We start from the raw sequence: 14,999 nt of genomic DNA, 5'->3' as shown, positions 1-14,999 counted from the left end.
TAAGGTGCTTGACAATGGCGATCTCGTCATCTCGCTGGTGTTGCAGCCCGACGACAGCGTTGAAAGCTCTGGCGCACGGAACGTGGATCTCTCACGGTGGCCGTCGGAAATCTTTAGTCGCCTTACGCCGGACAGCGTCGACATCGTCTTCGATACAGGTTTTCGCCAAAAGGCAACGCTCCTCGAGTGGATTCCTCGGCCGGCCAATACCACCGATCGCGATGAACTTTGGGTGCAGGCGGTCGGCCGCGACCTGCTCGATGCGACTGCACGTACATCCCCGGGCACGTTGGTTAAAGGTGAAAGTGCCCTCGCGGTTCAGGCGGGCCGGCGCTCCGCGACATACGTGCTAGGGAGTCCAGTGGACCGGCTGGCAATGTCCGCAATCGCCATGACAGCCGCGTCCGTCTTCGGCCAGGTGGCGATGCATTTCACCGACGACTTCGAGCGTCTCGCAACTCGCCTCAATCCGCTCGCGCCTTCGACGCAGCAGAGCCAGGCTATTTTCGAGATGTTTCCTGGTACGCGGCCAGACCAGCCGACGGACAGCCGCGGTGACGACAGTCCCATTGAAAGAACATTCAACATCGAAGGTCTCCAGGGGCTCGCAAACGAGACTGTCCGCCGGATCGAAAACTATGGCAAGGTCTATGCCGACGCACCCAGCCGTGTGCAACCTTTTTTTCCAGGGGGCGCCAAAGTCGAGCGGGAATCTTATGACGGCGAACGCGGCTACCAGCGCGTCGGTCGCATTTCCGCGGCACTTGGAAAAAGCATCGCGACGCGCCTTGGTGAAGCGCGCGCCGATGGCAAGTCGCGTGACCGCAAGACTCCAAACTTTGGACCCGAGAACCGACACAAGCCGCCAATTGCGGCGATGTATTACGACGCCGCATGGCGCGCCATAGCCGGGGATCCTGCAAAGGCAGAAGCCAATCGGGCTTCCGCCTCCGCAGAGACCAGAGCCTTCGCTGCGCAGCTCCGGGACGACTATGCCGACTATCTGCTTGGCATGCAGCCGGACGACGAGGAGAAAGTAGCCCGGAACCGGGATTCGCAGCGAAGTCCGAGCGACAACGACAAGGCCCTCAACACAATGGGCGTGGTCGGCGGAATGTACGCGTATCCGCAACTCGCCGCCTTCTTCGGCCTGATCATCGACGTGACTATCCCGGCTCAGAACGTGCCAAACAACGCGAGGTTTATGCGCGCCGATTTCGGAGGTGGGGGTGGGGTGCTCAATGCGCCGGTCTGGACCGCTATTGACCCACAGAGCGACGGCACCTTGCAGGTTAGGGCAAGTAATGTACAAGGGCCGGACTCGCAATGCAGCTTTGGCTTGCTCCACCTCGGCGACACGAAGCGGTTTGACATAGTATCGCTCAACGTGAATGCCGCCGTCGATGGTTGGATGAGTGCTGCACGCAGCGATCGGCAGGCCCGCGAAGATGGCGCCCGGCGCTCAGATCTTGCCTCGGGCGTGTCGGGTCAGCACGGCGTTGGCTTGTCTATAGTCGATCGGTTTCGGCGCGAGGCCGGGGCCAACGAGCTGACCTCGGAAAACCGGCCCGACGGCCATACGCTGCAACCAAGCGAGCGTGTCCTCTACCTCGAGGATCTGATCGCGGGTTATCGTATCGACGTGGCGACGCAGATGGGTCGTGAGCACAAATGGAGATGGCTCAGTCTGATGGACCGCGAGGTCAACTTTCCCGAAGTGGAAGGCAAACTGAAGCATCCGACGGCGCTCGCCGCACCGCCAGTCTGGCCAGTAGACCGCTTTGGTGGCAGCGTGCAGACCATGCATAGGGACGTGCAGGTCTCCGATGAAAATCAACCGCCCCTTGCCGTCGTCTATGAGACGCTCGCCTGCTGGCGCAACTGGAGCCTTGCGGTTCCAGCCCACGGCGCCAACACCAATTCGGGCGACGGCGAAATCCAACTGGAGCGTACCATCGCACCGAAGCGGGGCTCGCTGCCAAGCTTCCGGTTTGACAGTTTAGTTAAGTTGGGCGCTCGCTGCATGCTAATAAACGGCTCCAGCGTGAGGCTCAAGGACGCCGCAGAAATCTACGAGGGTAATTCCTCGGTATATGTTCTCGCGCAGGGGCCAGGTGTCCCGCTTGGCGAGGACGGTTTCCCGATTCTGCGGCATGAGCCGTTGCCAACGCCACGACTGTTCAAACACAAGCCACCCCCTGAGGAAAAGGACGAGGCCGACGACGCGCGGAACGTCGTCGTGCGCACCGGCTACGACGGTAAGGTCAGGGATGCGCGGGAGGAGCGAGTGATCCTCCCCGGTGAAACGACGTTCGACATGGCCGAGTTGCACGGCGCACTCGATGACTTCGAAGATCTTCCCGAGCCGCCCTACCAGCAATTGACCCTCTCGCCAAAACTCGGCACAGCCGCAAAACTTCCAGTGATGCAGGATTTGGTCACTCCGCAGGACAGCGTGCTAAGCTACCCTGATCCGAAGGCGCGGTTTATGACTATGGCTTTTACCGAGAACGGTCAGCCGGCCGAGCAGTTCGGCTTTTCGCCTCCGGTGATTGTCGATCTGCTTGCGCCTGACTCGCGAGGGCGCGATCGCCACTGGCCCGATATGGCGGGGTTGTCGTTGGAGCTTGTGGCAGTGCCCCTAGAGGCCCTGCCGCTCCATAATCGGATTGTAGGCACTTTCGACACTCAGGATATCGGCCCTGATCGCAGCGGCCTAGCCCTTGTAAAAGTCCGGCTCGCACCAGCTGAACAAATCGATCTGACCATTTGGTCTCTGCCCGAGACGGTCGCGGACTTGGCGACACAGGCACCGATGGCGGCGACGGTTCACTTCGCTCAAAATTATTCGGCCATGGCGGCCAATGCTATTGCGAATATAAGTGAAGCCGGCCAGCTTGCCGAGATCCTTAAGAGTTTCGAGAAAAAGCCAAACTTCCGTGGCCGGCGGATGGATGAGCTAGCCGCCACTCAAACCGACGCCGATCGGTTGCTGCGCGCCCTCCGGCGTCTCCCGATCCCGGCGCTCAGCAGCTATCAAACCTTGCGCCTCGTACACGCGGTCGAACGCCCGCTGGCTGCGCCGGCCCTTGAGGTGCTTTGGGCGGTGCATAGTCCAGACCCGCACCCCAGTCAAAAGGATCATGAAACCGGTATCCGTGTGGCTTGGACTCGCAACCTCATCGCTTGGGGCATCGGACCGGAAGAAAACCCGACATCACAATCCGCCGACGCTGAAAAAAAGCTTACTCAAGGCTCCAATCGCATCTTCTTCGGCGGTCGTGTCAGATTCCACCGCAAATCAACGTCGAGACTCGACCTGACAGGAGTCTGGGAAGACTGGCGCGACGACATCGCGCCGCGCAAAGACAAAACGACCGGCAAGTTCTGCTTCATCCCGGAACCGCACGCTGAGACGCTGATGTCGATGAACGATATCGACTACCGTCCCACAACAGGCGATGGCGACGTAGTCGGGCTTGCCTTCGGACATGGTCCCACGCTGAAACCCACGTTCGTGGGATACACGTTCAAAGACACGCGTGCCAGATCGATCACCGTCAACGCCCGCGCCGTTAGCCGCTTCCGCGGCCAGTTCGACGCTAACGAAGATTCATTGGACGAACGGTTCGCCCTAAGTTCCGACGGAGCAGCGAGTGGTAGCCGAACGCTGATCGTCCGCTCGACCGAACGCCCGAAGCAGCTACCATCGATCTTTTGCGCACCGAGCCTGCACTACGAGATCGAGAATTACGACCCGGAGGATTTGACGATTCGGGACAAAAGCGGCGTTCGACATAGGCGCACTGTCCGACTCCGTTGCGACGTCGGCGACAGATTTTTCGAGCGGGGAATTAAGGAGCGCGTAGGCGTGGTCTGTTGGCCGCCGCATCTGTTCGATGCGCCTGAGATCCCTGAAGTCCGGCAGATGGTCGTCGAGGAGATCGATGCTGAAATCGCCATGCTTGTAGATACAAACGGGAGCGGGATGCCCCCGAAGGGGGCGGCCCGCTATGTGACGCGCTGGGGCCGCGATCCAATCCACGATTCCGGCGACCTGCCCGCGCTGATTCCTGCATCGGCGTTCCGCAATTGTGTGAAATCAGTAAAGACGGTGATGCCGTTACCGGCGGACAAGAAGCCTGGCAGCACCAATCCTGACAAGGCATCCAATTCGACGCTCAACGTCTCACTCGCTCTTTACGATCCGAAACTCGACCCGGACACTGGGCGCTTCTACGTCGATATCGAAATTGACCAGCACGAAACCTACGAACCTCACATCAACCTTGGGCTGGTCCGTTATCAGGAGCATAGTATTGAAGGCGTTGAGTGTTCATTGCCAACGCGCAATCAGGTTCGCGTGCCGGCCGACCGCCAACTTGAACTAGAAGTGGCCGACGACGGACGCATTTCGCTACGGTACAGCGGGGTCGGCTATCATGGCGCCTACATTCCGCGCATTCTTCACCATAACAGCAACGGTGCGCCGCTCTCAACCTCAACCCTGAGCGTCACTGTGATGCGCACTCCTGTCGATGGCGTGAGTGGCGCGCCAGCACTGATTCGGCCGCTGGCCCCCGGCGTCGAACCGGACGGGTTGGCACATATTGACCTCCTGGAGCCGCGAACATCCGACGGACTGGTGGAATGGGTTGTGGGGCGCTTTGCCGACGGGGCAGTAAAGGATCCCAATCTCAAGGAACTCTTCCTCCCGGCCGATTGCGTACGTGAACACATTTCCGTGTTGGTGACGGAAAGCGAGCACTATGTGGCAGACAACTTCCTCAAAACCTTTGGATCCAACCGGACAAACAACAGCGACTTCGAGGAGCCGAGCAAATGGGCGGACGCGAGTAAGATCGACGGCACCGACCAGACCTTAAAAATCTCACGCGACGTCTCTGCGGTCCATCTCAGAATGCGGCCAAATGCACCGAATCAAGAGGAACAGCATCCGGCTCGAAGTGAGTGCGGTCCCACAAGAGGAGAACGCGATGCCAAAGTAGACTAGATGTAAAGAGGGGACTTCGACCCCAAGGCGCCTCCAAAAGCTTTGCCGTGATGACTACGTTCGTTCTCATCGATCTTTGCAAGAGTTTTATTGGGAAGTGGTTCCAAGATAACGTCTTTACCTGCCTGTGGCCTAGAATAGCGAATAGCAAAGGAACCCGGAACAATCGATGCGTCAACTTCATCATTGCCAAGCTCGACACACGTGTCACCACCGACATCACCTCGCGTTTGATTTCCTGCAAACTTGAAGTCAAGCGACTTACGCATTTGCAAGACCAGCCTCTTCTTGGACCTAGCTGTGTACGACCACATGTCTCGAGCTTTTTCTCGTCGCCATGTGACGCTCATATTTTGACAGCCCCTCCGTAGCCATCCGACTCAGTATGCAGTGACAAAGTTCGCGAGGGGGGTTAAGTTCTCGATGCATAAATCAAAGGAGACATTTATGCCCCCTGCCCCGTACTAGAGGTTGAAAAAGCAATGTTGATGGACGATCGTATGCCTACAAACATCAGCACGTGAGGGGTGAACTTGCGACTCGGGACCGTATTCTTATTCGTACTGTAATGTTTTAAGATCACCTAAAGGCGGTCTAACAACGAGGGAGGAAAAGCTATGAAAATGGCGCTCGCAATACTAATATTTGTCGCGTCGGCAGCAGCGACTAATGTGTCGTTTGCATGTGATTGCACTGCTCCGTTCAAAGGAACATGCACGGGCAGCGCAAAGCTTGTTGGCGATAGTACTATCCATGTGACGGCACCCCCTGGACAATGCGCGATTGTCGAATATGCGGCTAACGGACAGGCGGCAACTGAGACTATAACTGATAAGGCTAAAGGGGTCAGCGATGTTGATTGGCTTGGCGATAAGAATCCAAAAGTAGAGTATACCGACTGCCACATTTGCAAAAAGTAGACTTGTATGGAGGTTGGCTATATAGAGGATACCGCATCTGGCCGAGCTTCACGTAAATGGCGAGCATGCGAATAACTGTTCTCGAAATCCGCAGGCCGCCGACACAAAAATGAGGCATCACCGTCGTGCTGATGGAAGGCTCCGCGCCTCCGCCGGTTGCTCAACCCGCGCCAAGAGGCGTAACAGAAACGGCCAAGGCTCTAATCGCCACTGGATGACAGTTCAGTGGCAGGTCACGTGCTCGACAATCACGTTGTTCAACTAAACAATTCCCCATGCCCGAAACCTTCTCCTCCCCGTCATCTCGCGCAGATTGAGATCACCGACCAGGTTGAGCGCCCCCTGCTTTGTCACCTTTAGCCTCTCCTGGATCATGCCAGTCGAGACGATCGGCCGCGACAGCACGAATTCGAGGAAGTCAGGCAGCTTCGAGTTGGCGCGGCGTTCGCGCAACCGACGTTCCATCTGGCTTTTCGCCATCGTCAGCCGATCGTGTTCCTTCAGGCCGACCAACGCGGCGTCGTGGATAGCATCGACGGAGGCCAGCAACCGATCGGAGCGATTGCGCGCCCGTCGCCGCTCCCGCGGAATGTTTTTGGCGCCGAGATGCAGGCTGGCCAGATGGTTGGCGGCAAGACCTTCCTGCCGCAGCAGCGCGGCAATCAGCAGAGGCCCGAGCCAGGCGGCATGCTGCAGCACCTCGATGTCGGACCAGGCCTCGAGCAGGATCGCCGCTCGCAGGACGACCGGCAGATCGCGCGTCCCGGCGATAACGGCCTGCCATTCGGCCAGCCGTTCTTCTTCTCCAGTCGAGATCGTAGATCAGGCCGTTTTGCGGCTCCGGCCGGTCTCGTCGTGACGTTTCCTCCTTTCGACCAGGCACGTCGGCGTCGCTGAGAATCTTCGACGAGCGGGCCAGGACGGCATCGATCTCGGCAAATTCTTCGGCCAGCAGGTCGGCCTCAGCGTCATCGCGACCGTCGGTTTCAACGGTGCTGCTTCCAGCCCCCTCCCCGTCCCGGCTTTTTTGTCCCGATGCCGGCGTCGCGCCGCCCCGGCCGGTCAGCGCCAAAAAACCGTCGCGGCTGAGCGCCCAGTCCGGCTTCTGCGACAAAATTCGACGGCGGGTTCGCAGCACCGCATGGGCGCGGGTGAGCTCGTGGGTCGGGGTGCGAATGTCCATATGGGCGTCGTGCAGGACGAGGTCCTCGAGGTGGACGAGTTCGCCCGCGAGCCAGAGCGCGGCGGCTGCGTCGGCGAAGTGCTGGCGCTCGACAAAACCGTCGCGGACGGGGGAACGCGCCAGTCGCTCGTCAAGCCGCGCCAAAGCCTCGGTCGCTGTCGCTTTCACTTCCCGATTTCAATCGCGCAATAGTCATGTGCTTGTTAGGTTTTGGCGCTACGATGGTGATGATTTTTCGCTAATGATTTCACTGACCGCTCGTTTTGCCGAACCGATTGCACAGCCTGAAACCGGCGCCTGCAGCGTCACATTCCGAAGAAGCATGGTCGACGGCGCGCCGGGTTGCGCGCGAGCTCGACAGGATTTTGGACGGCTCGGGTCCCCGACGGGCCGCGATCGTTCGGGCCGCAGCCGAACTGCGCCTTTCGACACGGCAGGTCTACAATCTGCTCACACGCTACCGTGTCGATCGGACCGTGACATCGCTCTTGCCGGACCGGGATCGGACACGGAAGAAGCGACTTCAGCAGGACATCGAGAAGATCATCGCGACGACACTGCGAGAGCAGTGGCTGGTGCTGGAGGCTCCGCCCCTCGCTCCGGTCGTGGCCGAGATCCGCGCCCGCTGCGAGGAGGCCGGCCTGGCTCCTCCATCCTACCTCACAGTCGCTCGCCGAATACCAGCATTGTTTGGCGCCGAGGAAATCGCAAAGAAGCGATCTGCGAACCCGAAACATCTCTATCGGCTCAAGGCCCGGCCTGGATACATCCACGCGGCGTACCCTCTGGATGTCTGCCAGATCGATCACACGCCGACCGACATCAATTTCGTCGAGGTTGTCGAGGGCGGCGGGACGTTCGTCGGCAGGGCCTACCTGACGCTCGTCACCGACGTGGCAACGCGCTGTATTCTCGGGTTCTGCCTCACGCTCGAAAAGCCGTCGGCGCTGTCGGTCGCATTGTGCCTGGCGCAGGCGATGTGTCCGAAGGAGGAATGGCTGGCTGCGCGGGGTATCGAACATGGGTGGCCGATGTTCGGTCGACCGCGATCGCTAGTCACCGACTCCGCCAAGGAGTTCAAGGGCAATGCCTTCCAGCGCGGGTGCGAGGACTACGGCATCCGCATCCGCTACCGAGATCGCGGCCGGGTCCATCACGGCGGCGTGGTCGAAAGGCTGCTTGGGAAGCTCAACGGGGTTCTTGCAACGCAGCCCGGCTCAACGGGCCGATCCGTGGCGAACCGCGACCAATATCCCGCAGAGCGGCGGGCGCGTCTCAGCTTCGCCGATCTTGAGCGATGCGTCGTGCTCGCGGTGATCGACCACAACCTGCAGCAAAACGCGAGGACCCTGAAGGTGCCGGCGTCGGAATGGAACCGGCAGGCGCACGACCTTGCGCGTTTCGACGATGATGCCATGCGGGTGCTGCTGGCATTCATGCCCGGAACGGAGCGCCGCATCTCACCGCAGGGCGTCAGCATGTTCGCGCTCGACTATTACTCACCTTGGCTGGGCGAGCTTGTTCCGCAGCGAGATCGGCTGGGCAAGCTCGAGCTTCGATACGATCCTCGCGACATCAGCCATGTCTATGCCCGCGATCCCGAAACCAGGGAGTTTCGATCCGTGGAGCGGCGCGACGGCATGCTTGCTCCGATGACGTTGTGGGAGCACGAGGCCGACCGCCTGCAGCGACGCGCCGCGAACGCGCGCACGGATGTCGAGAAGGTAACGCTGCGCCGGCGGATCGCGGAGATTAGCGGCGGATCGAAGCCGTCGAAGGCCGAGCTGCGCAATGCCGTGCGCAAATCCCACGCCGCTGACGCGCCCAAGCCCTACGACGCGATGCGGCCGGAGCCGCCGGCGCCCGCCGATCATCCCTCTCGCCCGAAGCGCCGCCTGCCGGTGGAGGATTGGTGAGATGACGGGTCATCTTCTCGATCACGTTCGTCCTCACCTCGACCGCAGCACGGAAGAGCGGATCACCTACATTCAGGCGCCGCGATGGATTGGACATCAGGTGGCGGTCACGGCGCATGAACGCCTTGCCGAACTTCTGTCGCGGCCGCCATCGTTGCGGACCCGAGGACTGATGCTCGTCGGCCCCTATGCCAACGGCAAGACGATGATCGCCGAGCGGTTCGCCGTCCGGCATCTGAGAACAGCTGAGCAGCAGCGGGTATGGGTGGTGCAGACGCGCGAGGGGGCCGGTCTCGCCCATTTCTACGGGAGCATCCTGCAGGCCTTGCGCGCGCCGACGGGCAGCAGCCGGAACGTTGGCCGCAAAGCCGAACAGGTCGATCATCTGCTCGACAGGCTGAAGCCCAGAATCCTGATCTTCGATGAGTTCCACAATGCGCTGCGCGGCCGTGCCCGCGACGTCGAGGCCGTGCTTGCCTTCCTGCGGAGGATCGGCCGCCAGTTCGACATCTCTCCGGTTCTGATCGGTGAGGTCACAGTCTATGACTTCGTCAACCAGACCGCTGAAATGGCGACCAGGTTCGACCTACACGCCGTGCCGCGATGGCAATATGGCGAGGAGTTTCTTGCGCTGCTCGACAGCCTGAAGAGCGCCTTGCCGCTTGTCCGTGCGTCCGATCTCTCGGATGAACCCTTGGCGCGAAGGATATTCCAGCTCTCCGAGGGACTGATCGGCGAGATCGTGGCGATCATCTCCGCAGCGGCCTCAGCCGCAGTGAGGTCCGGCGAGGAGCGAATTACGAAATCGGGCATCGAGGCGCTGCGCTACGTTCCGGTCTCGAAGCGGCGTCGGGCGCCGGTGCGCGAGGATCTGCTGTGACAGCGAATGCAGCACGGGCGGCCTTCACGATCGAGATCCGCGAGCGATATGGCGACGTCGCCGGGAATCGGTGGCCGGTTTCCGTCGACCCGCTTCCGGACGAGCTGTTGTCGAGCTGGCTCCACCGTCTCGCGCTCGCGAACGGCATCGCGCCGCGGTCGTTCGCCGGCGTCCTGGGCCTCAGTGAGAGGATGTGGTCGCCGCGTCTCGACCTTCGACTGCCGCGCCGCGTCGCCACGTTGCTCTGTCATCAGACCGGCCGGGCGACCGAGGAGATCTCGGCGATGATGATGAGCGGCTTTGCGATGGCCGCGCTCCTGCTGCCGTTGCGGGACAACACGCACCGGAGGCGTTCGACCTGGCTGCAGTATTGCCCGCAGTGCCTTGCAGCGGACGAGGCGCCGTATTTCCGCCGGCAGTGGCGGCTGGCGTTGCGTGCGTCGTGTTTCGCGCATGGCTGTGGCCTTCGCGATCGCTGCCCCGCCTGCCGAGCCCCCATCGCGACCTTCGACCAGGGCGAGGTTGTCGCGCAGCACTATTGTGCGCGATGCGGCTTCGACTTGCGCGCTGCTCCCAAGACCGCGGTCAAGGCGTCCGCGCGCCGACTGGAACGTGCGATCGCGGATATATGCCGGGTGGAATCGGGAACGGGTTCGGCGGCAACCAGCGATGTTGTCTCGCGCGTGCTGTCCGCACCGGCCGTCGTCGATATCGGCTCCACGGGCACTCTTAGGAATCTCTCGACGGCCGCGCGCATTCGCTGCTTCGAGTTGCTCGCCGCAAAATCTCTCGACTGGCTTGTGACCGACAAAGACGCCGCGACCGCGCATCGGCGTCGGATGATCCTTGCGGCGGGCGGCCATGATGAACTGATCGCCCGCTTCGCCGACTTCCTCGACAAGCACCAGACGCGGCCGAGATCCATGCGCCAAACCCTGCCCCGTGCCGGGCTTGCCGACGTGCTGACGGCCTATCTGCGCGTGGCCGGCGATCGGACCACGTCAAAGCGTCACCGCGATCTTGGAGTTCCACAGCCCCAATGATTGGTGGCGCCCCTGCCGCGGGTACTATTCGTCTATAACGGTGCCGGCGCCAGGGTCGTCCCCATCGGTGAACCTTGACATGATGTCGCCGGCCAGCAGCTTTTCCTTGCTGAGCAGGCCCGCGTCTTCAAGTGCCTCGAAGTCAGGCAGATCGCGCAGGGTGCCGAGCCCGAACTCCAGCAGGAATGCCTGCGTGGTGACGTAGGTGTACGGCGCGCCCGGCTGCGGCGCGCGCGGGCCGGATGCGATGAACCCGAAGGAGCGCAGATTGCCGATCAAGTCGCGGCTGATCTCCTTGCCGAAGAAGCTCGACAGTTCTGCACGGGTAATCGGCTGGAAGTAGGCGATGCACATCAACACCAGCAATTCGGACTGCGTGAGGTCGACCGATCGTTCGCTTTCGCCGACGGCCGTGCGGATGGCGTCGGCATAGGCTGGTCGGGTCAGGTGCTTCCAGCCGCCGGCGACGGCGACCAGATCGTAGGGGCGACCGCGCAACTCCTCGCGGATGTCGTCGATCAAAAGGTCGATGCTGCAGGTCTTGCCGACGATCCGCGCCAACGTCTCGCGGCCGACCGGTTTGCTGGCCGCGAAAATCGTTGCCTCGACGCGATGCATCCATTCCCGCCATCGCGCCTCCGGCGGCAAGTGATCCAGCTCCCGATCAAACAGACCGTCGCCTGGTCGGCCCGTCGCTCGTTTCGCGCGCGCTGCTTCCGCCATCGACCTCAGATCCCGTAGATGCGGAAGGTCGTGCGGCCGCTGAGCTCGCGGACGGCGCCGAGCTCGACCAGACGATCGAACAGCCGCCGGCTGGCCCAGCGTGACAGGTTCTTGCTGGTCACCGTTCCCGACACAGCATCATCGCCGATCAGCCGGTCAACGACGTCGCCGGCCGCCTTGGATCGCAGCTTCGGCACCACCGCCCGAAGCCGTTCGGCCCGCGCCGCCATGTCCGCCGCCAGCCGGCAGGCCTCGGCCGCTCCGAGGGCCGCGGCGATGAAGGCGGCCTGCTCAAACGCATCGCTGCCCGGCTGGGCGCGCCGGCCCTCCGACCCCGAACGCAGAAGCGGCGTGTGGATCTGCGAGCTGAGGATCGGCACGGCGTGGCGCCAGCCCATGCGCCAGGACAGCGCGCAATCGGCCAGCCACCAGGCCAGGATTTCGGCCTTCGGGTCATCCCGCACGACGGCGGCTGCGATGCGCGCCGCAATCACGGGGGCGAGCGTGCCGCTGCGCACCTCATCGCGCGTGACGTCGATCAGGTCGCCGAAACCGTCCGACCAGCCGACGCCGAGCAGGGCGGCGACCGCCTGCAGATCGCCGGTGGCAGGCGGCAGCGTGCGGCCGGCCAGCCGGCGCCACGCGGCAAGCACATTGCCGGCAGGCCCCGGCTCGTCGCCGGACCGACGTACCAACCAGGCGTCTCGCAACGCCGCTTCGTCCTCGGAGCGACCGATCAGCTTTATGCAGGCGCTTGCTGCTCTCAACGCCAGGCGATGCCGCCACGCCCCGCTCCATTCGGGTTCGGCCTGCACGAGGTTGTCGAGCGCATTCAAGGCGCTGCCAGCCATGAAGGTGCCTTCCACCGGGTCCCCGGAACGGGCGCGCGGCGTCGCCCACGCCGGCACGCGCGGGACCGGGAAGCAGACTTGCGATGCGGGTGCGGGCTGCCGACTCATCTCCGGCAGCGTAAACGGGATGTGCGGTTGCGACCAGATGCTTCGCCGTTTTCCGCACAGCATGTCGCTAGTGTTTTATGTCCGATAAGCTTGCCTTATCGGACGTATTCTGATAGCCTCCCAAATCATGCAAAATCCCCCGGAAAACAGGGCCATAACCGACGAACCGACCCACGACGATTTGCCCGACATCGTCGACCTTGTGCTGGAAATGGGCTCCTCACCCCCCGCCTCGCGGGCGCCGGCGCGTCTGGAAGCCCTCGTCGAGACCGCGACGGCCTACGCCAAGGCGGCCAGCTCCGACAACACGAGAGACGCTTACGCCAAGGATTGGCGGCATTTCACCAGCTGGTGCCGCCGGGAGGGATTCGATCCGATGCCGCCGTCGAGCCAGGTCATCGGCCTCTATATTGGCGCCTGCGCCGCCGGGGATCCGAGACGCGGCCTCCCCCCACTTTCTGTCGCGACGATCGAGCGGCGCCTCTCCGGTCTTGCCTGGAACTTTACCCAGCGCGGCGTGCCAATGGATCGCGCCGATCGGCATATTGCCACCGTGCTCGCCGGCATTCGCCGCAAGCACGCAAAGCCACCGCGGCAAAAAGAGGCCGTGCTCGGCGACGATCTCATCGCCATGATCGCGACGCTCGGCCATGATCTGCGCGGCCTGCGCGACCGCGCTATTTTGCTGCTTGGCTTCGCCGGCGGGCTGCGGCGCTCGGAAATCGTCGGCCTCGACGTCGCGCGCGACGACCATCTCGATGGCAACCACAGCGACGGCGCCGGCTGGATCGAGATTTTTCCTGACCAGGGCGTCCTGGTGACGCTGCGCGGCAAGACCGGCTGGCGCGAGGTCGAGGTCGGCCGCGGCGCCTCCGACCAGACCTGCCCCGTCGCTGCCCTCGAGAGCTGGATCCGCTTCGGCCGCATCGCGAGAGGCCCGCTCTTCCGGCGCATCTTCAAGGACAACAAGACCGTCGACGTCGAGCGGCTCTCCGACAAGCATGTCGCGCGCCTGGTCAAGCAGACCGCACTCGCCGCCGGCGTCCGCTCGGATCTTCCGGAAGGGGAACGGAAACTGCTGTTCTCAGGACATTCGCTGCGCGCCGGCCTTGCCTCCTCGGCCGACATCGAGGAGCGTTACGTCCAGAAGCAGCTTGGCCACGCCTCGGCCGAGATGACGCGCAAATATCAGCGGCGGCGGGATCGGTTCCGCGTCAATCTCACCAAGGCGTCTGGGCTCTGAAAGCCCCTCCCCCGCTTGAAGCCGGCTGCCGGCGTTGGTCAGGATGATGTCGCTGGCGACAGCACCTCTTCGAGCAGGGCTGTTGCAGTGGCAAGGCTATCAGCAGCCATCTCCTCGTAGTCTGGCATGATCATGAGCTGTGCAATCGTCCGTCTGACGAACTCCGGATTCAGCTCTGCAAGCCGCTCCCTTGTTCGAGCGACACGATCCGGAAATGCCCGGAGGGCTCCGACAACGCCGGCTCGATGCGATCGCGCGGCGGCTGCGATATCGAAGATGTCCCGCGGTCTGGGCTCCGCGCCTCGGTAATAAACCTTCTTGGCAATGATCTCGGGAATGGTCTCAAGCCATACCGAACGACCTTCTACCTCTCGCTTTTCGAAAGGTGTCCCGGTCAAGGCCCCGGCCACGATGAAGTCAATCTCGCCCAAGCCCTCGAACGCGAATTTCTGAAACCTCGTCCCGTCGCCGTCATATGCGGCAGGACCCGTGCTGAAGCTCAGTTGGCTCTTGGATGGGTCAATGAAGCCGAGTAGCTGAGGGTCGTCGAGGAAGATATCGACGTCGTGGCTTTCGCGATGGTTGATGTGGATCATCATCGCCGTGCCGCCGCCAAACGACCATTCGAATTCAAAACCTCCGGCCTTCTCCCGGAGCTGGTCGATCAGATCGGCAGCAATGGCGAAAAGCCGCCGCCATTCGGACGGACGACGGCTATGGACCTCGATCATCAGGCAGCGAGTTGATAGCTCTCGCCGGACCAGGCAGAGAAATGGGCCGCGAAAGCCTTCAGATCATCAACCGCTATCTGGTGCGCGGCGGCGAACTCCATCTGCTGCTCGACCGGTACTTCTCCAAGGAAGGCACTGACCTGCCCAGGATACTGCTTCGCCAGATCTAGATCCGAAAGACAATGAGCCAGCGCCACCCCGTCGAGCTGTTCGCTGTAGGGCGCGTTCACTGTCGTCAGAACCAAGGCCAGATGCTCACTCATAGTCATGCAAAATAGTCAATTCGTGGATGGGGCACAAGCTGCGAGACTCGGGCACTGCAAATGGCTCGCGAGACTCACAATCGTCCTTCCGTCGACCACAGTGACGCCTGAGCGGCCATGCGCG

14 protein-coding genes are annotated in these 14,999 nt (G+C 62.1%); 8 read left to right on the top strand and 6 right to left on the bottom strand.

The window, feature by feature from the left end; genetic code table 11:
- Positions 1 to 4 precede the first annotated feature (4 nt).
- Positions 5 to 5,014: a hypothetical protein gene (locus NKH43_RS28550; RefSeq protein ID WP_352620108.1), complete on the top strand. Its 5,010-nt coding sequence runs from the start codon at positions 5 to 7 to the stop codon at positions 5,012 to 5,014.
- On the opposite strand, the gene NKH43_RS28545 is transcribed toward NKH43_RS28550, so the two are convergent.
- The gene (locus NKH43_RS28545; protein WP_352860955.1) at positions 5,011 to 5,283 is read right to left on the bottom strand and encodes a hypothetical protein; all 273 of its coding nucleotides are present in this window, start codon (positions 5,281 to 5,283) and stop codon (positions 5,011 to 5,013) included. The two genes, NKH43_RS28550 and NKH43_RS28545, sit on opposite strands and share 4 nt — an antisense overlap.
- A 348-nt stretch (positions 5,284 to 5,631) precedes the next feature.
- Between NKH43_RS28545 and NKH43_RS28540 the strand changes: the two genes are divergently transcribed.
- Positions 5,632 to 5,934 (top strand): hypothetical protein, encoded by a 303-nt coding sequence (locus tag NKH43_RS28540; protein ID WP_352620110.1) that lies wholly within the window; start codon positions 5,632 to 5,634, stop codon positions 5,932 to 5,934.
- Positions 5,935 to 6,195: 261 nt separating this feature from the next.
- Here NKH43_RS28540 and NKH43_RS28535 read toward each other — a convergent pair whose 3' ends face one another.
- Positions 6,196 to 6,687: a DUF1612 domain-containing protein gene (locus NKH43_RS28535; RefSeq protein WP_352803398.1), complete on the bottom strand. Its 492-nt coding sequence runs from the start codon at positions 6,685 to 6,687 to the stop codon at positions 6,196 to 6,198.
- Between NKH43_RS28535 and NKH43_RS28530 the strand changes: the two genes are divergently transcribed.
- The 5 genes from NKH43_RS28530 to NKH43_RS28510 all read left to right on the top strand — a co-directional run bounded on the left by NKH43_RS28530 (position 6,622) and on the right by NKH43_RS28510 (position 10,956).
- On the top strand, positions 6,622 to 6,831 hold the full coding sequence (locus NKH43_RS28530; RefSeq protein WP_352620111.1) for a hypothetical protein: 210 nt from the start codon (positions 6,622 to 6,624) through the stop codon (positions 6,829 to 6,831). The genes NKH43_RS28535 and NKH43_RS28530 overlap by 66 nt on opposite strands.
- A gap of 286 nt (positions 6,832 to 7,117) precedes the next feature.
- Complete coding sequence (locus NKH43_RS28525) at positions 7,118 to 7,309, top strand: hypothetical protein (protein WP_352620112.1); 192 nt, start codon at positions 7,118 to 7,120, stop codon at positions 7,307 to 7,309.
- A gap of 71 nt (positions 7,310 to 7,380) precedes the next feature.
- Positions 7,381 to 9,033: a TnsB C-terminal domain-containing protein gene (locus NKH43_RS28520; protein WP_352813572.1), complete on the top strand. Its 1,653-nt coding sequence runs from the start codon at positions 7,381 to 7,383 to the stop codon at positions 9,031 to 9,033.
- A 1-nt stretch (position 9,034) separates the two neighbouring features.
- Positions 9,035 to 9,913: a TniB family NTP-binding protein gene (locus NKH43_RS28515; protein ID WP_352620113.1), complete on the top strand. Its 879-nt coding sequence runs from the start codon at positions 9,035 to 9,037 to the stop codon at positions 9,911 to 9,913.
- Positions 9,910 to 10,956, top strand: a complete 1,047-nt coding sequence (locus NKH43_RS28510) for a TniQ family protein (RefSeq protein ID WP_352620114.1) — start codon at positions 9,910 to 9,912, stop codon at positions 10,954 to 10,956. The genes NKH43_RS28515 and NKH43_RS28510 overlap by 4 nt, the downstream gene beginning before the upstream one ends.
- Positions 10,957 to 10,980: 24 nt before the next feature.
- Here NKH43_RS28510 and scpB read toward each other — a convergent pair whose 3' ends face one another.
- Positions 10,981 to 11,679 (bottom strand): SMC-Scp complex subunit ScpB, encoded by a 699-nt coding sequence (gene scpB, locus NKH43_RS28505; protein ID WP_352620115.1) that lies wholly within the window; start codon positions 11,677 to 11,679, stop codon positions 10,981 to 10,983.
- Between the two features lie 5 nt (positions 11,680 to 11,684).
- A complete protein-coding gene (locus NKH43_RS28500) occupies positions 11,685 to 12,638 on the bottom strand; it encodes a DUF1403 family protein (protein WP_352620127.1) in 954 nt (317 codons plus the stop codon).
- Positions 12,639 to 12,765: 127 nt separating this feature from the next.
- Here NKH43_RS28500 and NKH43_RS28495 point away from each other — a divergent pair, with 127 nt between their 5' ends.
- Positions 12,766 to 13,881, top strand: coding sequence for a tyrosine-type recombinase/integrase (locus NKH43_RS28495; protein WP_023723132.1), 1,116 nt, complete (start codon positions 12,766 to 12,768; stop codon positions 13,879 to 13,881).
- A 38-nt stretch (positions 13,882 to 13,919) separates the two neighbouring features.
- Here the strand turns inward: NKH43_RS28495 and NKH43_RS28490 are convergent, their stop codons facing one another.
- Together NKH43_RS28490 and NKH43_RS28485 are read right to left on the bottom strand one after the other, a co-directional pair.
- Positions 13,920 to 14,612 carry a nucleotidyl transferase AbiEii/AbiGii toxin family protein gene (locus tag NKH43_RS28490; RefSeq protein ID WP_023723131.1) on the bottom strand — a complete coding sequence of 231 codons (693 nt, stop codon included), beginning with the start codon at positions 14,610 to 14,612 and terminating at the stop codon, positions 13,920 to 13,922.
- Positions 14,612 to 14,875, bottom strand: a complete 264-nt coding sequence (locus tag NKH43_RS28485; RefSeq protein ID WP_084643174.1) for a hypothetical protein — start codon at positions 14,873 to 14,875, stop codon at positions 14,612 to 14,614. Before NKH43_RS28485 ends, NKH43_RS28490 begins: the two co-directional genes overlap by 1 nt.
- Between the last annotated feature and the right edge of the window lie 124 nt (positions 14,876 to 14,999).

Source organism: Mesorhizobium sp. M1163 (assembly GCF_040318415.1).
Lineage (GTDB): Bacteria > Pseudomonadota > Alphaproteobacteria > Rhizobiales > Rhizobiaceae > Mesorhizobium.
This window is presented reverse-complemented; position numbering and strand designations above follow the sequence as displayed.

Coding starts and splice junctions, on each gene's coding strand:
- NKH43_RS28545 (WP_352860955.1), bottom strand. CDS start 5,283: ATGCGTAAGTCGCTTGACTTCAAGTTTGCAGGAAATCAAACGCGAGGT.
- scpB (WP_352620115.1), bottom strand. CDS start 11,679: ATGGCGGAAGCAGCGCGCGCGAAACGAGCGACGGGCCGACCAGGCGAC.
- NKH43_RS28515 (WP_352620113.1), top strand. CDS start 9,035: ATGACGGGTCATCTTCTCGATCACGTTCGTCCTCACCTCGACCGCAGC.
- NKH43_RS28490 (WP_023723131.1), bottom strand. CDS start 14,612: ATGATCGAGGTCCATAGCCGTCGTCCGTCCGAATGGCGGCGGCTTTTC.
- NKH43_RS28500 (WP_352620127.1), bottom strand. CDS start 12,638: ATGAGTCGGCAGCCCGCACCCGCATCGCAAGTCTGCTTCCCGGTCCCG.
- NKH43_RS28540 (WP_352620110.1), top strand. CDS start 5,632: ATGAAAATGGCGCTCGCAATACTAATATTTGTCGCGTCGGCAGCAGCG.
- NKH43_RS28495 (WP_023723132.1), top strand. CDS start 12,766: ATGCAAAATCCCCCGGAAAACAGGGCCATAACCGACGAACCGACCCAC.
- NKH43_RS28525 (WP_352620112.1), top strand. CDS start 7,118: ATGGGCGTCGTGCAGGACGAGGTCCTCGAGGTGGACGAGTTCGCCCGC.
- NKH43_RS28485 (WP_084643174.1), bottom strand. CDS start 14,875: ATGAGTGAGCATCTGGCCTTGGTTCTGACGACAGTGAACGCGCCCTAC.
- NKH43_RS28530 (WP_352620111.1), top strand. CDS start 6,622: ATGCTGCAGCACCTCGATGTCGGACCAGGCCTCGAGCAGGATCGCCGC.